Source organism: Amycolatopsis sp. NPDC051045 (assembly GCF_040682955.1).
GTDB lineage: Bacteria > Actinomycetota > Actinomycetes > Mycobacteriales > Pseudonocardiaceae > Amycolatopsis.
Map to the genome: position 1 here is coordinate 63,651 of NZ_JBFBCC010000016.1, position 16,924 is coordinate 80,574.

Annotated in this window: 18 protein-coding genes; 7 read left to right on the forward strand and 11 right to left on the reverse strand. The window is 72.4% G+C overall.

Features of this window, described 5'->3' with window-relative positions; genetic code table 11:
- Nucleotides 1-388 precede the first annotated feature (388 nt).
- Nucleotides 389-652 carry a hypothetical protein gene (locus AB0M80_RS31770; RefSeq protein WP_364572307.1) on the reverse strand — a complete coding sequence of 88 codons (264 nt, stop codon included), beginning with the start codon at nt 650-652 and terminating at the stop codon, nt 389-391.
- A gap of 235 nt (nt 653-887) precedes the next feature.
- Here AB0M80_RS31770 and AB0M80_RS31775 point away from each other — a divergent pair, with 235 nt between their 5' ends.
- A complete protein-coding gene (locus tag AB0M80_RS31775; protein WP_364572309.1) occupies nt 888-3,239 on the forward strand; it encodes an alpha-L-fucosidase in 2,352 nt (783 codons plus the stop codon).
- Between the two features lie 23 nt (nt 3,240-3,262).
- Here AB0M80_RS31775 and AB0M80_RS31780 read toward each other — a convergent pair whose 3' ends face one another.
- Genes AB0M80_RS31780 through AB0M80_RS31790 form a run of 3 tightly spaced genes read right to left on the reverse strand, consistent with a single transcriptional unit; the run spans nt 3,263 to nt 7,343 of the window.
- Entirely contained in the window at nt 3,263-4,447 is a 1,185-nt protein-coding gene (locus tag AB0M80_RS31780) for a 4-hydroxybenzoate 3-monooxygenase (protein ID WP_364572311.1), read from the reverse strand.
- Between the two features lie 32 nt (nt 4,448-4,479).
- Nucleotides 4,480-5,973: a glycosyltransferase family 39 protein gene (locus AB0M80_RS31785; RefSeq protein WP_364572313.1), complete on the reverse strand. Its 1,494-nt coding sequence runs from the start codon at nt 5,971-5,973 to the stop codon at nt 4,480-4,482.
- A 41-nt stretch (nt 5,974-6,014) separates the two neighbouring features.
- Nucleotides 6,015-7,343 carry a diaminopimelate decarboxylase gene (locus AB0M80_RS31790; protein ID WP_364572315.1) on the reverse strand — a complete coding sequence of 443 codons (1,329 nt, stop codon included), beginning with the start codon at nt 7,341-7,343 and terminating at the stop codon, nt 6,015-6,017.
- An 81-nt stretch (nt 7,344-7,424) separates the two neighbouring features.
- Here AB0M80_RS31790 and AB0M80_RS31795 point away from each other — a divergent pair, with 81 nt between their 5' ends.
- A complete protein-coding gene (locus AB0M80_RS31795; protein WP_364572317.1) occupies nt 7,425-8,312 on the forward strand; it encodes a LysR family transcriptional regulator in 888 nt (295 codons plus the stop codon).
- Here AB0M80_RS31795 and AB0M80_RS31800 read toward each other — a convergent pair.
- Both AB0M80_RS31800 and AB0M80_RS31805 read right to left on the reverse strand, forming a co-directional pair.
- Complete coding sequence (locus AB0M80_RS31800; protein ID WP_364572319.1) at nt 8,309-8,860, reverse strand: hypothetical protein; 552 nt, start codon at nt 8,858-8,860, stop codon at nt 8,309-8,311. The genes AB0M80_RS31795 and AB0M80_RS31800 overlap by 4 nt on opposite strands.
- A gap of 11 nt (nt 8,861-8,871) precedes the next feature.
- Nucleotides 8,872-10,161 carry an NAD(P)/FAD-dependent oxidoreductase gene (locus tag AB0M80_RS31805; protein ID WP_364572320.1) on the reverse strand — a complete coding sequence of 430 codons (1,290 nt, stop codon included), beginning with the start codon at nt 10,159-10,161 and terminating at the stop codon, nt 8,872-8,874.
- A gap of 170 nt (nt 10,162-10,331) precedes the next feature.
- On the opposite strand from AB0M80_RS31805, the gene AB0M80_RS31810 reads away from it, so the two are divergent.
- Nucleotides 10,332-10,724, forward strand: a complete 393-nt coding sequence (locus AB0M80_RS31810; RefSeq protein ID WP_364572322.1) for an STAS domain-containing protein — start codon at nt 10,332-10,334, stop codon at nt 10,722-10,724.
- Nucleotides 10,725-10,782: 58 nt separating this feature from the next.
- On the opposite strand, the gene AB0M80_RS31815 is transcribed toward AB0M80_RS31810, so the two are convergent.
- The 3 genes from AB0M80_RS31815 to AB0M80_RS31825 are packed head-to-tail and all read right to left on the reverse strand — an operon-like array spanning nt 10,783 to nt 11,761.
- On the reverse strand, nt 10,783-11,049 hold the full coding sequence (locus AB0M80_RS31815) for a DUF4235 domain-containing protein (protein WP_364572324.1): 267 nt from the start codon (nt 11,047-11,049) through the stop codon (nt 10,783-10,785).
- Complete coding sequence (locus tag AB0M80_RS31820) at nt 11,046-11,351, reverse strand: DUF3618 domain-containing protein (protein WP_364572326.1); 306 nt, start codon at nt 11,349-11,351, stop codon at nt 11,046-11,048. The genes AB0M80_RS31815 and AB0M80_RS31820 overlap by 4 nt, the downstream gene beginning before the upstream one ends.
- Complete coding sequence (locus AB0M80_RS31825; RefSeq protein WP_364572328.1) at nt 11,348-11,761, reverse strand: phage holin family protein; 414 nt, start codon at nt 11,759-11,761, stop codon at nt 11,348-11,350. The genes AB0M80_RS31820 and AB0M80_RS31825 overlap by 4 nt, the downstream gene beginning before the upstream one ends.
- A gap of 119 nt (nt 11,762-11,880) precedes the next feature.
- Between AB0M80_RS31825 and AB0M80_RS31830 the strand changes: the two genes are divergently transcribed.
- The 3 genes from AB0M80_RS31830 to AB0M80_RS31840 all read left to right on the forward strand — a co-directional run bounded on the left by AB0M80_RS31830 (nt 11,881) and on the right by AB0M80_RS31840 (nt 13,817).
- A complete protein-coding gene (locus tag AB0M80_RS31830) occupies nt 11,881-12,342 on the forward strand; it encodes an SRPBCC family protein (RefSeq protein ID WP_364572330.1) in 462 nt (153 codons plus the stop codon).
- 98 nt (nt 12,343-12,440) lie between these two features.
- Nucleotides 12,441-13,280 carry an aldo/keto reductase gene (locus AB0M80_RS31835; protein ID WP_364572332.1) on the forward strand — a complete coding sequence of 280 codons (840 nt, stop codon included), beginning with the start codon at nt 12,441-12,443 and terminating at the stop codon, nt 13,278-13,280.
- A 69-nt stretch (nt 13,281-13,349) separates the two neighbouring features.
- Nucleotides 13,350-13,817, forward strand: coding sequence for a hypothetical protein (locus AB0M80_RS31840; protein WP_364572333.1), 468 nt, complete (start codon nt 13,350-13,352; stop codon nt 13,815-13,817).
- Nucleotides 13,818-13,899: 82 nt separating this feature from the next.
- Here the strand turns inward: AB0M80_RS31840 and AB0M80_RS31845 are convergent, their stop codons facing one another.
- Together AB0M80_RS31845 and AB0M80_RS31850 are read right to left on the reverse strand one after the other, a co-directional pair.
- Entirely contained in the window at nt 13,900-14,703 is an 804-nt protein-coding gene (locus tag AB0M80_RS31845) for a GAF and ANTAR domain-containing protein (RefSeq protein WP_364572335.1), read from the reverse strand.
- 39 nt (nt 14,704-14,742) lie between these two features.
- Nucleotides 14,743-15,258, reverse strand: coding sequence for a hemerythrin domain-containing protein (locus AB0M80_RS31850; protein WP_364572336.1), 516 nt, complete (start codon nt 15,256-15,258; stop codon nt 14,743-14,745).
- A 125-nt stretch (nt 15,259-15,383) separates the two neighbouring features.
- Between AB0M80_RS31850 and AB0M80_RS31855 the strand changes: the two genes are divergently transcribed.
- Nucleotides 15,384-16,901 (forward strand): CYTH and CHAD domain-containing protein, encoded by a 1,518-nt coding sequence (locus AB0M80_RS31855; protein ID WP_364572338.1) that lies wholly within the window; start codon nt 15,384-15,386, stop codon nt 16,899-16,901.
- Nucleotides 16,902-16,924 lie beyond the last annotated feature (23 nt).

Consider the following 16,924-nt stretch of genomic DNA (forward strand, 5'->3'; position numbering starts at 1 on the left):
GGCAGGATCCGGACAGTGCAGGATCCGGACAGTGCGAGATTGAGGACAGTGCAGGATCCGGACGCGCAGGATCAGGACAATGGCGGAGCGGGCCCGTCCGGGATTCTGGGGATTCCGGACGGGCCCGCGCGAGGTGGCCGTTGCCGCGACGGCCGCTCGCCGGGGTACCCGGTCCCGATCGGGCGGAGGCTGGCCCGGATCGTTGCGTCGTGGTGACCCCGGAGGGCGTGTGCGAGACGCCCTCACCCCAAGCACGGCCGGCGGTGCCGGGTGGTTCAGCGCAGTTTCGAGGTTTCTCGTTCGCCTGCATCGGCGGTACCGCGCCGAAAAGCCGTGCCGGCCACCTCGGTGTTCGTCGAGGTGGCCGGCACGGCTTCGAGCGGGAGGCTCAAGCTGCGGCGGCAACTCCGCTGAGGGCGCGGTGCCCGGCGTCGGTCAGTTCGGCGGGCGCCCACCGGCCGGGGGCGGTGACGCCGACCGCGCGGATCAGCCCGGCGCGGGCGAGGTCGTGGGCGGTGTTCTGGTCGCAGCACGACAGGCCGTCGACGCGGAGGTCGGGTTCACAGCTGCAGCGGAGCTCGGCGCGGCCCTCGCCGACCGCCTTGAGCATGGCGATCGCGCGGCGGCTCAGCGCGTTCGGAAGGGTGGACATCGGTCTGGCCTCTCGGTCTGCGGTTCTGACGGCGAGTGCTGCAGCTCGTTACCTAGGAGTACGCGGGGGACGGGAACCCGGTTCATTCCGATCGCTCCGTCCGGCCTCTTGACACGGCGCGGGCCAACCAGCAGGGTCATTCATCGGATGAATCAGCTCCACCCACGACCAGTGAGTCTCCTGAGGGCGAACTTTGTCGTCATTCCGCCGTAGTCATCCGATCCTTGGAGGTTCAGTGCCGACCTTCCCTCGCCGTCAAGCCCTCGGCATCGCCTTGGGTGGTGCCGTGGCGCTCAGCGCGGCCGGCCTTACACCCGCCGCCGCGGCCCTGCCCGTCGACGCCGCTCCCGACACCCCCGACACGCCGATCGTTCCGCCCCCGCCCCCCGTCCCGGTCGCGCTCGACAGCTGGTTCACCAACGACGGCATCGACAGCGCGTCGGCCACCGGTGGCGACTTCGACGGGTCCGGCTACACCTTCCCGGCCGAGCACCTGCCGGCCGGGCAGACCGTCACCGCCGGCGGCGTCCCGTTCAAGCTCGGGTCCGCGGCCGCCGGCGCCAAGAACAACATCGCCGCCACCGGGCAGCGGATCGACCTGCCGAAGGGCCGGTACTTCGTCGCGTACTTCCTGGTCGCCGCCAGCTACGGCACCACCGGCGGCACGGCGACCGTGCACTACGCCGACGGCACCACGAGCACCGGTTCCCTGGCCGGCCCCGACTGGTACACCGGCACCGGCGCCCTCGTCTCGCCGTTCCGCTACGCACCCGGCGGGGTCGTCGACAACAACCCGGTGTCCGTGGCCACCGGGCAGGTCTGGATCGACCCTGCTCGCGAAGCCGTCGCGCTGACCCTGCCCACGACGGCGAACCCGGCACCGAACGTCTCCAGCCTGCACGTCTTCGCCGTCACCCTCCAGCCGGTGGCCGTGGGGCGCTCCGCCCTGATCCTCGACGGCCGCTCGACGGCCAACCTGCTCACCGACGGCGGGCCGCAGGCCGCCGAGGCGACCGTGGTGAACGCCGGGACCGTGTGGCTCGGCGCGCGCGACCGGGTCACCGTCACCGTCGACGTCCCCGGCGGGCGGACGACCGTGCCCGCGACGCTGCGCGCGCTGGCCCCGGGGGAGCAGGCGACCGTGCGGCTCGGGCTCGCGCCGAACGCGTCCGTGCCGCCCGGCACCACCACCCACGGCCAGATCCGCGTCACCGCCGGCCGGGGCACGCTCGCCACCCAGCAGGTGCCGATCACCCTCGGCGTCCCGGACTTCCGGCCGACCGACGCGTCGCTCTCGACGCACCGCGCGCCCTACTGGTTCAACGACGCGAAGTTCGGCATCTTCATCCACTGGGGCGTCTACGCCGTGCCCGCGTGGGCGCCGGTGGGGCAGCAGTACGCGGAGTGGTACTGGCAGAACCAGCAGGACCCGAACGGCGCGACCTACGCCTACCACGCCAAGACCTACGGCGAGAACTTCGCGTACGACGACTTCATCCCGATGTTCACCGCGGCCAGGTTCAACCCCCGCACCTGGCTGAACCTGATCGCGGACGCGGGCGCGGAGTACTACGTCCTGACGTCCAAGCACCACGACGGCTTCGCACTGTGGGACACGAAGGTCAGCGACCGCAACTCCGTGAAGCTCGGGCCGAAGCGGAACATCATCGCGGAGCTGTTCACCGCCTCCCGGAAGTACACCCCCCAGCTGCGCAACGGCCTGTACTTCTCCCTGCCGGAGTGGTTCAACCCGGACAACCCGTGGATGGGCCACGCGCCGCGCAACCCGTACACCGGCGCGCCGGTGCCCTACACCGGCTACACCGCGGGGAAGGACTTCGTCCGCGACTACCAGGCACCGCAGGTCCTCGAGCTGATCTCGGAATTCGACCCCGACGTCCTGTGGTTCGACATCGGCGGCGTCAACGACAGCCGGGCGGTGCTCACCGAGTACTTCAACCGCGCGAAGAACCGCAAGCGCCCCAAGGACGTCACCTACAACGACCGCGGCGGCATCCCCGACCACGACTTCACGACGCCGGAGTACACGACGTACCCGAACACTGTGGTGGCGAAGTGGGAAGCGAGCCGCGGCCTCGACCCCTTCTCCTACGGCTACAACCGCGCGACCCCCGACAACCGGTACATGACGGCGGAGGAGGTCGTCCGGACGCTCGTCGACATCGTTTCGAAGAACGGCAACTTCCTGCTCGACATCGGCCCGGACTTCGACGGCACGATCCCGGACGTCATGCAGAAGCACCTGCGCGACGCGGGCGCGTGGCTGAAGGTCAACGGCGAGGCGATCTACGGCACGACGTACTGGTCGCGGATGGCCCAGCTGGGCGATCTGCGGTTCACGGTCAAGCAGAACGAGGCGTTCTACGTGCACTCGCTGACGGCACCGGGCAGCAGGCTGGTCGTCGACGCCCCGGTCCCGATCCGCGCCGGCGACCGCGTGACGCTGCTCGGGTACCGCGGGAACCTGCACTGGGCCGTGGAGAACGGCTCGCTGGTGATCGACGTCCCCGCCGCGGCCCGGCAGTCCGGCCGGTTCACCTGGGTGTTCAAGATCGCCTGGAGCTGAGCTGTGCCTTCCCTCCGGGTCTCCTAAAGACCGGCGTTCTTGCCGATGTACAGCTCCGCGAACGCCGCCGCGGCCGCGGGCGAACCGAGCAGGCGACGCATCCGGGCCTCCGCGATGCGCGCCGCGAACGGGTTCTCGCCCGCGGCCGTGGTGTGGTGGAAGATGTCCGACAACCACAGCGAAAACTCCTGGTACTGCCACACCAGCGGCAGGCACGCGGCGGAGTAGCCGGCCAGCGGCGCCGGGTCGCCCGCGTAGTACGCCTGGAAGGCCTCGGCGAGCAGGAACGCGTCGTGCAGGGCGAGGTTCATGCCCTTCGCCGCGATCGGCGCGACCAGGTGCGCCGACTCGCCCGCGAGGTGCAGCCGGCCGTGGGACATCGGCTCCAGGACGTAGTTGTGCATGTCGAGGATGCGCTTCTCGAACAGCTTGCCCTCGACGATGTCGCCGCCGGGCACGGTGAGCCGCGCGTGCAGCTCCTGCCACACGCGCTCGTCGGGCCAGTCCGCCTCGGTTTCGCCCGGCGCGGTCTGCAGGTAGAACCGCGTCACCGTCGGCGTGCGTGCCATGTGCGCGGCGAACCCGCGCGGGTGGATGCCGAACAGCACGCCGTCGGCGGACGGCGGCGCCTGAGCGAGCAGGGCCAGCCAGCCGATTCCGTAGTCGTGGTGGGCCCGGATCGTGGATTCCGCGGGCAAATAGTCTTGGCAGACACCGCGGGCGCCGTCGCAGCCGGCGATGAAGTCGCAGTCGATCCGGTGCTCGCCCTCGGCGGTCCGGAACGTGACGGCGGGGGAGTCCGACGTCGGGTCGTGCAGCTGGACGTCCGAGACTTCGAAGACCGCTTCGCCGCCGGCGCCGGTGTACTGCGCGACCAGGTCGGTCACCAGAAGCTGTTGCGGGTACACGAAGTGCCGCTGCCCGGTGACGTCGCCGTAGCGGAAGACGTGCCGCTGCCCGGCGAACCGGAACTCGAACTTTTCGTGCCGCGGCGCTTTCGCGACGAGCTGCTCGCCGAGGCCCCGTCGTTCGAGCCCGCGGACCGCCCACTCCTCGATGAACCCGGCCCGCGGCCGCTGCTCGATGAACGCCCGGCTCTGCGCCTCCAGCAGCACACAGGGGATTTCCGCGCGCCGCAGGAGGTTCGCCACCGTCAACCCGGCCGGGCCCGCTCCCACCACGGCCACCGCCGTGCGCGTCGCCACCATGCGCCCGAGGGTAGCCGAACCGGGCATATCGCTCAGGAGAAATGCCGCAGCTCGGGCCACGCCTGCGACCACGGACGGGTCAGCGTGCACAGCGAAAGCACCACGCCTTCCTCGTCGTTGTCGACGCCTTCGGCGTTGTGGTGCTTGGCGACCGGGCGGCACCCGGTGATCAGGCGGGCCGCGGGCGAGCCCCGCTCGATCCGCCCGACCAGCAGCACCGGGCCGACCAGCCGGTCCGGCGGCGGCCCCCAGTCCGCGAAGGACATGTGCGGCGAATACGCCGGGGGCAGCCCGTGCTCGGGTCCGTACCGCTCGAGCGCGCCGGCCTCGCCGTAGTTGCCGGCGAGGATCACCGCGGTGTCGCGCTCGATGTCCGGGATCCGCGCCCACGCTCCGGCGACGGTCCGGGCGAACTCCGGCCAGCCGACCTGCTCGCCCGGCTCCTTGTTCATCGCCAGCAGCGGGCCGTTCAGCGCCGCCGCCGGCACCACCGGGAGTCCGATGAGGACGGACACGGCCACGCCCACCGCGGCGGCCGCGCCGGTGAACACCCGCCGCCCCGCCCCGCCCCGGCCCAGCCACCGCAGCACCGGCTCGGCACCGAGGGCCACCAGCGGCAGCAGCAACGGCACCGAGTAGTACGGCTTCCCGCCGACGACCAGGAGTTCGGCGCAGACCACGGGGTAGGCGATCGCCAGCGGGCGAGCCCAGCGCAGACCGGGCTCGCGCCACGGCCGCACGAGCCCGGCGATCCACACCGGCACCAGGACCGGCGAGAGGAGGACCAGCTGCATCGGCACGAACAGCACCCGGTTCTCGGCGCCGTCGTCCTCGCTGATCCCGCCGGCCACGGTGAGCAGCGGCCAGCCGTGCGACGCCTGCCAGAGCACCACCGGCGCCGCCAGGACGACGGCGATCCCGGCACCGGCCGCGAGCCACCAGGTCCGCAGGACCCGGCGCGGCCCGGCGACGACCACGCCGACGCCGAGCCCGGACAGCAGGAGCAGGACGAGCCACTTGTTCGCCAGGCCGAGCCCGGCGGCGGCGCCGACGGCGAGCCACCACCGGCCGTCGCCGGTGCGCAGCAGCCGCAGGCCGGACAGCGCGATCAGCGACCACAGCAGCACGTCCGCGGAGTTGGTCGCCAGCATGTGCGACACGACCAGCACGTAGGACGACAACGCCGTCGCGATCGCGGTGAACAGCTGGCCGCCGCGGTCCCCGCCGAACTCCCGGGCGATCAGCGCGACGACCAGGACGGTCGCCATCCCCAGCAAGGTCGCGGCCACGCGCAAACCCGCCGGCGTTTCCCCGAACAACGCCGTCGACGCGCGCGCCAGCCACGGCGTGATCGGCGGCTGGTCGACGTAACCCCAGTCCGGCCGGCGGCCGGCGGCGACGAAGTACAGCTCGTCGCGGTGAAAGCCGTAGCGGCCGGACAGCGCCGTCAACACGACGGCCTGTACCGCAACGACGATCCCCACCGGCAGCGCGGCGAACCGCGGCAATTTCCCACTGGCCCCCATCGCAGTCTCCCCTCGGCGTGCGGAGGATCGTACGCCGGTGATCACGCAGCCGGGAGCGCTCCGAGGAATTCGCCGCCGGCGTCGGCGACCAGCTCGGCCAGGGTCTGCGCGCGGCGGATCGGCGTGAACTCGACGTCACCGCGCGAGGACACGGTGAAGCCGTGCACCGCCGGGCGCGGCAGCGTGTTGTACGCGTAGTGCGCGCCGAAGTAGTACGCGCCGGTGTCGTGGGCGACGACGAAGTCACCGGGTTCCAGCAGCGGCAGCGGCCGTTGCCGGGCGAGGAGGTCGCCCGCGAAACACAGGGGTCCGGCGATGTCCTGCGGGACGGCGGGTCCGGTTTTCGGCGTGCCCGACGCGTCGAGCGCGCTCAGCCGCAGCGGCCAGTGCTCCGGCTGGAGCACCGTGCGGGCGGCGACCTGGGCGCCCGCGTGCGTCACGGCGATGTGCCTGCCGCCCGCGACCTTCGTGTATTCGACGGTGCTGACGAGGAAACCGCTCTTCGCCAGCAGGGACCGGCCGAACTCGGTGACGTAGGAGTACCGGCCGTCGGCGAGCGCCGGTACCCGCGCGAGCAGCGTCGCGACGTAGTCGCCGTAGGTCGGGCCGGGGTCGTCGGAGGCGAAGTCCACCGGGAGCCCGCCGCCGAGGTCGATGCTGGTGACTTGCCGGTACCCGGCTTCGGCGTTGATTTCCTCGGCGAGTCCGTGGACCGCCGCGACGCCCTCGGCCATCAGCTCCGGCGGGCAGCCCTGCGAGCCGACGTGGACGTGCAGCCGCGTCAGCCACGGCCGGTGCGCGAAGGATTCGAGCAGCAGTGCCCGGTTTCCGTTGTCCCGCAACGGGATGCCGAACTTCGACGCCGCGGTGGCGGTGCTGGTGTCGCCGATCCGGCCGGCCCCGACCTGCGGGTTGACCCGCAGGCCCAGCACCGACCGCGGGGGTGTCGCGCCGACCAGCCGGTCCAGCCGGGCGAGCTCCTGGAAGTTGTCGGCGTTGACCGCCGTGCCCTCGGCCAGCGCGTGCGCGAGCTCGGCGGTCGTCTTGGCGGGGGAGTCGAGCACCAGCCGCGGGCCGCGGAGGCCGGCGGCCTCCGCGACCGCCGTCTCGCCTGGGCTCGCGACCTCGGCGTCGACCCCGAGGTCGCCGAGGAACCGCAGGAGGGGCGCGAGGCCGCACGCCTTGGCGGCGACCGTGTGCTGAACGCGCCCGAGCGGTGCGAACGCCTTCGTCAGGTCGTCGACGGCTTCCCGGACGCCGGCGAGGTCGACGAACCCGGCCATCGGGTCGACGAGCCGCCGGTCCGCCGCGGCGGTCAGGGCGAGCAGCCTGCGGTCGGTGCGGGTCAGGGGTGCGCGGGTCGTGGTCATGGCCCAAGGACAGCAGCGGACCGGGCGGCCGGTCCAAGACTTCGTCCCGATCAAATCATAGGAGCGTCCTATAGTGCCTGCGTGGACCTGCGCCGATGGCACTACTTCGCCGTACTCGCCGAAGAGATGCACTTCACGAAGGCGGCCGCTCGCCTGTTCGTCTCCCAGCCGTCGCTGAGCCAGCAGATCCGCGCCTTCGAGGCCGACCTCGGTGTCGCGCTGCTCGACCGCACGGGTCCCCGTTTCGCGCTGACGGGGGCCGGCCGTGTGGCGGCCGCCGAGGCGCGCGAACTGCTCGACCGGCTGGAGCGGGCCCGGGGCGCCGTCACCGCCGCCGGCCGGGGCGACGCCGGGCGGCTGCGGATCGCCTACACGCGCTCGGCGCCGGGCCCGCTGGCCGGTGATCTGGTCGCGGCGTACCGCGAACGGCACCCGGACGTCGAACTCGCCCTGGAGACGGGCTGGACGAGCCTGAACGTGGCCCGGCTGGCGGCGGGGGAGATCGACGTCGGCTTCGTGCGCCCGCCGGTCACCGCTACGGGGATCGAGGTCGCGGTGGTCGGCTCGGAGGAGGTTCTGCTGGCGCTGCCTTCGGGCCACCCGCTCGCCCGCCGCCGCGGCCGGGTGCGGCGGGCGTGGATCGCCGCCGAGCCGGTCGTGTTCTGGCCGCGGGAGAACGGCCCCGGTCAGTACGACGCGATCAGCGGCCAGGTCTGGCCGGGCGGCCTGCCGCCCATCGTCCGTGAGGAACCCGAGGACGAACAGCTGATGCGGGCGGTCGCCGAGGGCGCGGGGATCGCCGCGATCCCGGAACACCGGGCGCGGGCGCTGCGGCGCCGCGGCGTGGTGCTGCGGAAGCTCGAAGACCCGCCCCCGCGGATCGACCTGGGCCTGGCCTGGCGGGCCGGCTCGGCGTCCCCGGTGGTGCGGGCCTTCGTGGAGCTCGCTTCCGGCCGCGCCGAAGCCTAGGCGCCGAGCGCCGACCGGACCGCCGTGACGACCTCCGGGTGGCCGAGCGGCAGCGGTGGCGGCACGCGGTCTTCCGGGCTCTCGGTGCTCGACGCGACCACCCGCACGTCCGTACCCGCCTCGCGCAGCTTCGAGACGACGTCGTCGTGTTCGGCCAGCCAGGCGTCGTTGGCCTGCGCGGCGTCGCCGGACGCGAGGAACGGGTCCGAAGCCGGATCGACCAGGAGCAGGTGCGTGGCCGCGCCCGGGTGCCGCTCGACGAGCTGAAGGGCTTCCGCCGCGAAGGGGCCACTCGCCACGACGGCGATCTCGGGGTCGCCCGGGCCGGCGTCACCGAGGAGGTCGTCGGCTTCACTGAGGGCGCCGCCGGCGGGCACCCGGCACCAGAAGACGGCTCGCTCCTCCGCCAGCGACCGCCAGGTCGCGGGCAGCTCGTCGTGCTTTCCGGCACCCGCCGGGTCCAGGACGATCACCTTGGGACCCGACGGGTCACCGGCGGTCACGACGGACGGGCCTTCGGAGCGGACGGGTTCGGATTCGGCGGGCATGCGCGTTCCTTTCAGCGACGGGGGAGTTCCGGCGAGTCCGTGTCGAGCGGCACGGCACCGGAGCGGACGAGTCCCAATTGGACGGTCTGGCGGCCGATCAGCGCCTCCAGCACCCAGTCGGCGACCGTGCGCACGCGGTTGCCCGGCATCGCCATCAGGTGGTAGCCGCGCGTCACCGCCTTCGCCGGGCGACCCGACAGGGGCAGGTGCAACGGGTTGGCCGCGGCGGCACCGGCGCCGAGGTCGACGACGAAGCCGAGGTCGTGGTGCCGGTAGGTGCCGGGGCGGCCGTACCCGAGCGAGGCCGCGACGTTGCGCCCGGCGAGCTTCCCCTGCCGCTGCGCGTGCTGCGCGGTCATCGCGGTGTACTGGCCGGGGCGGGTGGAGTCGGGCACCGCTGCCGCGTCGCCGCAGGCGAACACGTCGTCGCGGCCCGGCACGTTCAGCTGCTCGGTGACCACGAGCCTGCCCTTGGCCGTCTCGAGCCCGAGCTCGGCCACCAGCGGGTCCGGCCGCACGCCGACGCACCACACGAGGGTGCGGGCCGGTACGGCGTCCCCATTCGTCAGCGTGACGCCCTTGCCGTCGGCGTGGTCCACCGAAGTCTTCATTCGCACTTCCACCCCGCGCGAGCGGAGGACCTCGTCGGCGGTCCGGCCGAGCCGCTTGCCGAGCTCCGGCAGCACCCGTTCGGCGACGTCGAGCAGCAGCCAGCGGATCTTCTGCCCGGCCAATTCAGGGTGGCGCGCGGCGAGCGCCGAGGTGAACGCCGGACCCTGCGCGGCCACCTCGGTGCCGGTGTAGCCGGCGCCGACCACCACGAACGTGCAGCGGGCGTCGCGCTCGGCCGGGTCTTCGGCCGCGGCGGCCAGTTCGATCTGCCGCGTGATGTGGTCGCGCAGGTACAGCGCCTCCGGGACGCCGCGGAACCCGTGCGCGTACTCCGGCACGCCCGGGATCGGCAGCAGTTTGTTGACGCTGCCCGCGGCCAGCACCAGCCGGTCGTACCCGATCCGGTGCTCGTTGTCCTCGGGATCGGTGTAGGAGACGGTGCGGTTCTCGAAGTCCACCCCGGTGGCCACGCCGAGCACGAGGCGGACCCCGCGCAGCGTCTCGGGGATCGAGACGGCGACCCGCCGCGGGTCGAGGATCCCGGCCGCCACTTCCGGCAGCAGCGGCAGGTAGAGGAAGTAATCCGTTGGGTTCAGCAAGGTGACTTCGACGTCGTCGCCGGCTTCCTTCCGCAGGCTTTTCGCCGCGTGGTAGCCGGCGAAGCCGCCGCCGACGATCACGACACGCATGGATCTCCTTCCGGGCCGGATATCCGTCCCGAACGGACTACCCGAGGTCCGGGCGGGGAAACCCGCGGGGTTGACCTCTCGGCCCAGTGGCGTACGGTCAGGGGTGTTGGCTGTTGTTCAGACACGTGCTCCGGTCAGCGCCCCCCTGCGCCGCTGAAAAAGGGAGCGCCATGAACGACCTCTTCCGCACGATCTACGAACCGTCCGGCCTGACCGTCACCACGATCGAGCGACCGGGCGGAATCCGCGTCCTGACCCTGGTGGGCGACATCGACGCCGCCACGGTCGGCACGCTCGACGAGGCCCTCGCCACCGGTGACCGGCTGGTCGTGGACCTGAGCCGGGTGGCCTTCCTGAGCTGTGCCGGCGTCCGGTCACTGCTGGAGGCGAACGCCCGCACCGAACTCGTCGTCGTGCTCGGCGGCCACGCGGTCACCCGTTCGCTCGAAGCCACCGGTGCCGACGCGCTGCTGAAGATCCACCCCCGCGTCGGGGCCGCCCTCGCGGGCTTGACCCTCGAGCCCGGCGACGGCTTGGCCCTCGAGCCCGGCCGGGAGGCGTGACCGCCCGGCGGTCCCGCCTCCCGCCGTCCAATTCGTCCACTGTGGTCGGTCGTGGTCGTCAGTCGTCGCCGGGCCAGTCGCCGGTGGCCTTGCGGTAACCGACGGCACCGGCCCGCTCGGTGGCGGCCTTGACCGCGCCGAAGATCGCCCCCTGCACCGCCGCCGCGATGATCACCTGCCGCCAGGTGTAGTCGCGGTCGGTGGCGTCGGGGGCGTCCTCTTCGCCGGCCACCCGGCTCCAGACCTGTTTGAAGACCTGCCCGGCGAGGATGCCACCCAGGGCACCGACCACCCAGCTCAGCGGCTTGTACAGCGCTTTGTTCACGAATTCCTCCGTCGCAGGATCAGGCGGATCAGGATCAGCAGTCCCAGCACGCCGGCGAAGACCGGCAGCGGGTTGGCGCGGACGGCGTCGGCGCCCTGGCGGAACTTGGCCGCGGTCGGCTCGTTCGTCACGTCGGCGACCTTCGCGGTCGCCTGGTCGAGCTTTTCGTCGACGTTTTCCTTGACCCTGGTCTTCACGTCGAGCTTCTGCCCGAGCGCCTCCAGGGTCTCGGTGAGCTCTTCCCGGGTGGCGTCCCGGTCGAGCCGCGCCTCCTCGGCGTTCTTCGGGAAGTCCCCGCTCATGTCCGCACTCCCTGCTTGACGGTGTCCACGTCTTTCCGGACGCCGCTGATGGCCTCTTCGGGCACCGGCGGCACCCCTTGGGTCACTTCCTTCTTGCCGACCAGGGCCGCGATCCCGGCGACCACGAACAGCGCGACCGCGACGATCACCGCCGCCAGCCAGCCGGGCACGACCAGCGCGAGCGCCAGCACGGCGGCCGCGACCAGCGTGCCGGCCCCGAGGAACGCGAATAGGCCCGCCGCGCCGAACAACCCGGCCCCGAGGCCCATCTTCTTGCCCTTGCGCTGCAGTTCGAAGACCGCGAGCCGCATCTCGTCCCGGACGAGCCGTTTGACCTCGTCGGTCAGGTCCGTCACCAGCTCGCCGACCGAGCGGTCGGCCGCCGGCGTCTTGTTTGCTTCTTCGATCACCGAACACCTCCTTCGCCTGGTCGCCGGGTACCCGGACCCGCCGGGGGTCAATCGCGCCGGGTTTGACCCCCGGTGCACCGGGTAGCCGATTTGCGCCGACCGACGACGAGGAGGAGTGCATGAGCACGATCACCGAAATCGTGGACGTGGAAGTCCCCGTTTCCACCGCGTACAACCAGTGGACGCAGTTCGAGGAATTCCCGCGGTTCATGGAGGGCGTCGAAGAGATCCGCCAGGTGGACGCCACCCACACCCACTGGGTGACGCGGTTCGGTGGCGTGACGCGCGAATTCGACGCGACGATCACCGAGCAGCACCCCGACGAGCGGGTCGCCTGGACGTCGGACTCCGGTCCGGACCACGCCGGCGTCATCACCTTCCACCGGCTCGACGACTCGCACACCCGGGTCACCGCGCAGATGGACATCGACCCGGAGGGCTTCGCCGAGAACGTCGCCGACAAGCTCGGCGTCCTCGACCGCCGGGTGAAGGGCGATCTCAAGCGGTTCAAGGAGTTCATCGAGCAGCGCGGCCGGGAAACCGGCGGCTGGCGCGGTGACGTCGACCGCCCGGGCCGGTAGCGCCCGCCGGTCACCCGTTCGGGGTGAGTCGTCGCGGCGGAGCGGGGTGATCCCGCTCCGCCGCGTTTCGCGTCGGGGGGTCCGGGTAGGACGTACGCATGACGATCACCACTGCCGACGTTCCCGCTCGGGAATTGAACAACGGTGTGCGGATCCCGCAATTCGGACTCGGCGTGTTCCAGATCCCGCCCGAAGAGACCGCCCAGGCCGTGCGCACCGCCCTGGAAGCGGGATATCGCCACATCGACACCGCACAGCTGTACGGCAACGAGGCCGGGGTCGGAGCCGGGATCGCGGAGTCCGGCTTGGCCCGCGAAGACGTGTTCGTCACGACGAAACTGGCGAACGACGCACACGGACACGACAACGCGATCACCGCGCTCGAAGGCAGCCTGCGCCGGTTCGGCTTCGACTACGTCGACCTCTACCTGATCCACTGGCCGTTGCCGGGCAAGGACAACTACGTCCGGACGTGGCAGGGCTTCGAAGACCTCCTGCGGGCGGGCAAGGCCCGCGCCGTCGGCGTGTCGAACTTCCAGCCCGCCCACCTCGACCGGCTCGCCGAGGAGACGTCCACGGTGCCCGCGGTCAACCAGATCGAGCTGCACCCGGCGTTGCAGCAGGCCGAGCTGCGCGAGTACCACCGGGCGCACGGCATCGCCACCCAGGCGTGGAGCCCCCTCGCGGGGGCCGACGTCCTCGGCGACCCGGTGCTCGCCGGCCTGGCGGAGAAGCACGGGCGGACGGCCGCGCAGATCGTGCTGCGCTGGCACGTCCAGCTCGGGAACATCGTGTTCCCGAAGTCCGTCTCGCCCGAGCGGATGCGCCAGAACATCGACGTGTTCGGCTTCGAGCTCGACGAGGAGGACATGGCCGGGATCGGCAGGCTCGACGAAGGCCGCCGCACCGGGCCGGACCCGGACACCTTCACCGGGTGACCGCGGCGTTTCCCTGCGCGACCTGCCGGGTATTCCTCCGGCAAGGTCCCCCAGGAAGGAGCGTCCGGCATGACCACGAACGCGTACCTGTCGTTCCTCGCGATCGGCGTTGCGCTGGTCCTGATAGACGGGCAGATCATCTACCGCAGCGGCCGCCGGTACCTGGAGAACTCCTACGGTGACCCGGCGGCGGGCGCTTCGATGACCCGCCTGGTCACGGTGCTGTTCCACCTCGCGACGCTGGGGGTGCTGGCGCTGATCTCGACGGTCAACATGGGCGGCAGCGATCTGCCCGGCGTGGTGGGGCGGCTCGGTGTGCTGCTGCTGATCCTCGCCCTCGCCCACGCGATCACCCTCGGCATCCTGGCCCGCATCCGCGGTGAGCAGGAGGTGGAGGCGGTCGTCCAGCGCGGCCCCCGGCCGCGGGTGGACGCGGAGCAGCAGGGCCCGACGGTCACCCCGGTGCCGGGCCAGGACGGCCGGTACCCGTCCGCCGGCCCGTCGCTGGAGAACCGGTCCCCGTACTCCGCGCCGTAACAGCGGCAAGGCGACCGAGAGCGGCACTTTCCGTGAAAGTGCCGCTCTCGGCGTCTGCGGAGTCGGGGCGGCTCAGGCCGGCTCAGGCTTCGGAGGCCGGCAGATCCACCTCGGTGTGCCGCGAGGCGAGGGCCTTCGCCAGATCGGCGAGCTTGACGTTGAGGTCCTGGGACGCGCGGCGCAGCACGTCGAAGGCCTCGTCGGCGCTGATGCCGCGGCGCTGCATCAGGATGCCCTTCGCCTGCCCGATGACGTCGCGGCTGTCGACCGCCCGCCGCAGGTGCGCCGCCTCCAGTTCGGCGGCGGCCACGGCTTCGGTGTGGGCCAGCGCGAGGGACGCGTGCGTCGCCAGCAGCAGGGCGATGTCGATCGCCCGGGCGTCGAACGCGCCCGGCGAGCGCGAGTAGATGTTCAGCGCGCCGGAAAGCCGGGGCGGCCGGGCGTCCGGGAGCAGGGCGGTCGCCAGCACGGAGTGGTAGCCGTGCCGCGCCGCGGCCGGGCCGAACGCCGGCCAGCGCGGGTCGCTGCCCAGGTCCTGCGACCAGCCGACGGCCGGGCCGTCCGGGCGGGCCGACTCCACGCACGGGCCTTCCCCGTGGTCGTATTGGACCTGGTCGAGCCGCGCGGCGACCGGGTCCGTCTCGACCGGGGTGTGGAACGTGCCGTCGGCGTCGCGCAGGGTGACGCTGACCAGGTCGGCGTCCGGCACGAGCGCGATCGCGGCCCCGACGACGAGCTTGAGCACCCCGCCGACGGTCGGCGTCACGTCGAGCAGGGTCCGCGTGAGGTCGGCGAACTGCCGCACCAGCGGACCCGGCACCGGTTCGTCACCGGCCGGCCCGATCCAGGCCCGTTCCCGGGCCCACTCCTCTTCGCCGACGCTCATGGGTCCTCGCTGTCTACGATCCGGGGGCGGACTCCCCATTCAACCCGATGCCCGCAGGGCGGCCCGGGCCCGGTCGACGAACCCCGGGCCCGGCCACAGCTGGTCGGACTGCGGCATCCGGTCGGCGAGGTCCGGGTGCGGGAGGGTCGCCGCGGCGTCCCGGATTTCCAGGACCTCCCGGCCCAGTTCGGCCTGCCGGTCCGGGGAGCAGGTGCGCCCGATTTCCCGCACGGCCGCGGGTCCCTCGTCGCGGACGTGTCGCCGGACGGCCCGGATCAGCCCGCCCAGCAAGCGCTCGAACCGCGGCTCCTGCGGCCCCGCGCCTTCGAGCTGGCGCATCAGGCGGTCCGCTTCGGCGAGATCACCGTCGCCGTCGAGGTAGGGCTCTTCGGCGACGGAGTGCCGGACCACCTCCGCGATCAGGTGATCGGCGAGGTCCCTGCGGTTCTCCGGGCTGCCCTGGCCGAGTTCGAGCTCGGTGCAGAGCCGGTCGAGTTCGCGGTGGTCGCCGTCGAGGACGGTCGTCAGGTCGGTTGCGGGCTGGCTGCCGTTCATGCACTCTCCTGGTCCGGGCTCGGGTTCGCCGGCACCGGATACCCGCTGCTCGCGTGCCGAATCCCGTGTCGGCCCCGGGCCGCCCGGGTACCCACCACCCGAACCCGCCCCCAGGGAGGACGACCATGGCAGCGCCGTCACCGGTGACCGAGCGCGAACGCAAGTACGAGATCGCCGCGGGCAGCGGCGTGCCCCGCCTGATCGGCGTCGGCGGCGTCGAGACCCAGGACGACCCGGTGGAGCACATCCTCGACGCGTCCTACTACGACACCGAGACGTTCCGGCTGGCCCGCAGCGGCATCACCCTGCGGCGGCGCGTCGGCGGGCCCGACGCCGGCTGGCACCTGAAGCTCCCGGTGTCGGCCGACGAGCGGCAGGAACTCCAGCTCCCGCTGGGCGGCGACACCCACAAGGTGCCCGGCCGGCTCCGGCGCCTGGTGCAGGCCTACACGCTGGGGGAGAAGCTGGTGCCGGTCGCGCACCTGCGCACCGACCGGTTCGCCCACCGGCTGGCCGACGCCCGTGGCCGCACCATCGCGATCCTCACCGACGACCACGTGACCGGCGAAGCCGGCGGCGCGACCGCGCGCCTCGACCAGTGGCGCGAACTGGAACTGGAACTGGACCCCGGCACCGAGCCCCGGCGGCTCGAAGAGTTCGACCGCGCGCTGACCGAGGCCGGGGCTTCGGCGGCCCCGTGGCCGTCGAAGCTGCGCCGCCTCATCGGCGACCGCGCCGCGGCGCCGCCCCGCCGCGGCAAGAAGCCGTCGGCGGGCGAGGTCGTGCTGGCTTCGCTGCACGAGCACTACGGCCGGTTGCGCCGCGCGGACGTCGGGGTGCGGCTCGGGGCCGACGACTCCGTGCACCAGCTGCGCGTCGCGATCCGGAAGCTGCGGAGCACGCTTCGCACCTTTGGTTCGGTCATCGACCAGAAGGAGACCGCGCCGGTCGCGGCCGAGCTGCAGTGGCTGGGCCGTCAGCTGTCGCCGGCCAGGGACGCCGAGGTCACCGAGGAGCGGCTGCACGAGCAGCTCGGCGACGTGCCTTCGGAGCTGGTGTTCGGGCCGCTGCGCCAGTTCCTCACCCGCTACTTCGCCCGCGAAGCCGAGGAGGGGCGGACCCGCGCGATGGCGGCGCTGACCGGCAAGCGCTACCTGAGGCTGCTGCGCGCGCTGGACACCGTGCTGGAGGAACCGCCGCTGACCGCGCAGGCGCGCAAACCCGCGAAGACCGGCCTGCGCAAGCCGCTCCGGAAGGCGGCCAGGAAGCTGAGCCGCGCCGAAGCGGCGGCTCGCGGCCTGGCGGGCGACGAGCTCGGGAATGCCTTGCACGACGTCCGCAAGAAGGCGAAGCGGGCCCGCTACGCCGCCGACACCGTGAAGCCGGTGTACGGCCGGAAGCTGCGGGAGTGGCGCAAGAACGTCAAGGCCGTCCAGAGCACGCTGGGCGAGCACCAGGACACCGTGGTCGGCCGGGACGTCCTGCACCACCTCACCATCGCCGGCCACGGCGAGGGGCAGCACACCTTCACCTTCGGGATGCTCTACGCCCAGGACGCCGGCCGGGCGGAGCGGCTGCGCGAAACGTTCGCCCAGCAGTGGCGGCGGCTGCGGAAGGGCGGCCGCCCCGGCTGGCTGAGCTGAGCCGCGAAGGGACCGTGCGGGGG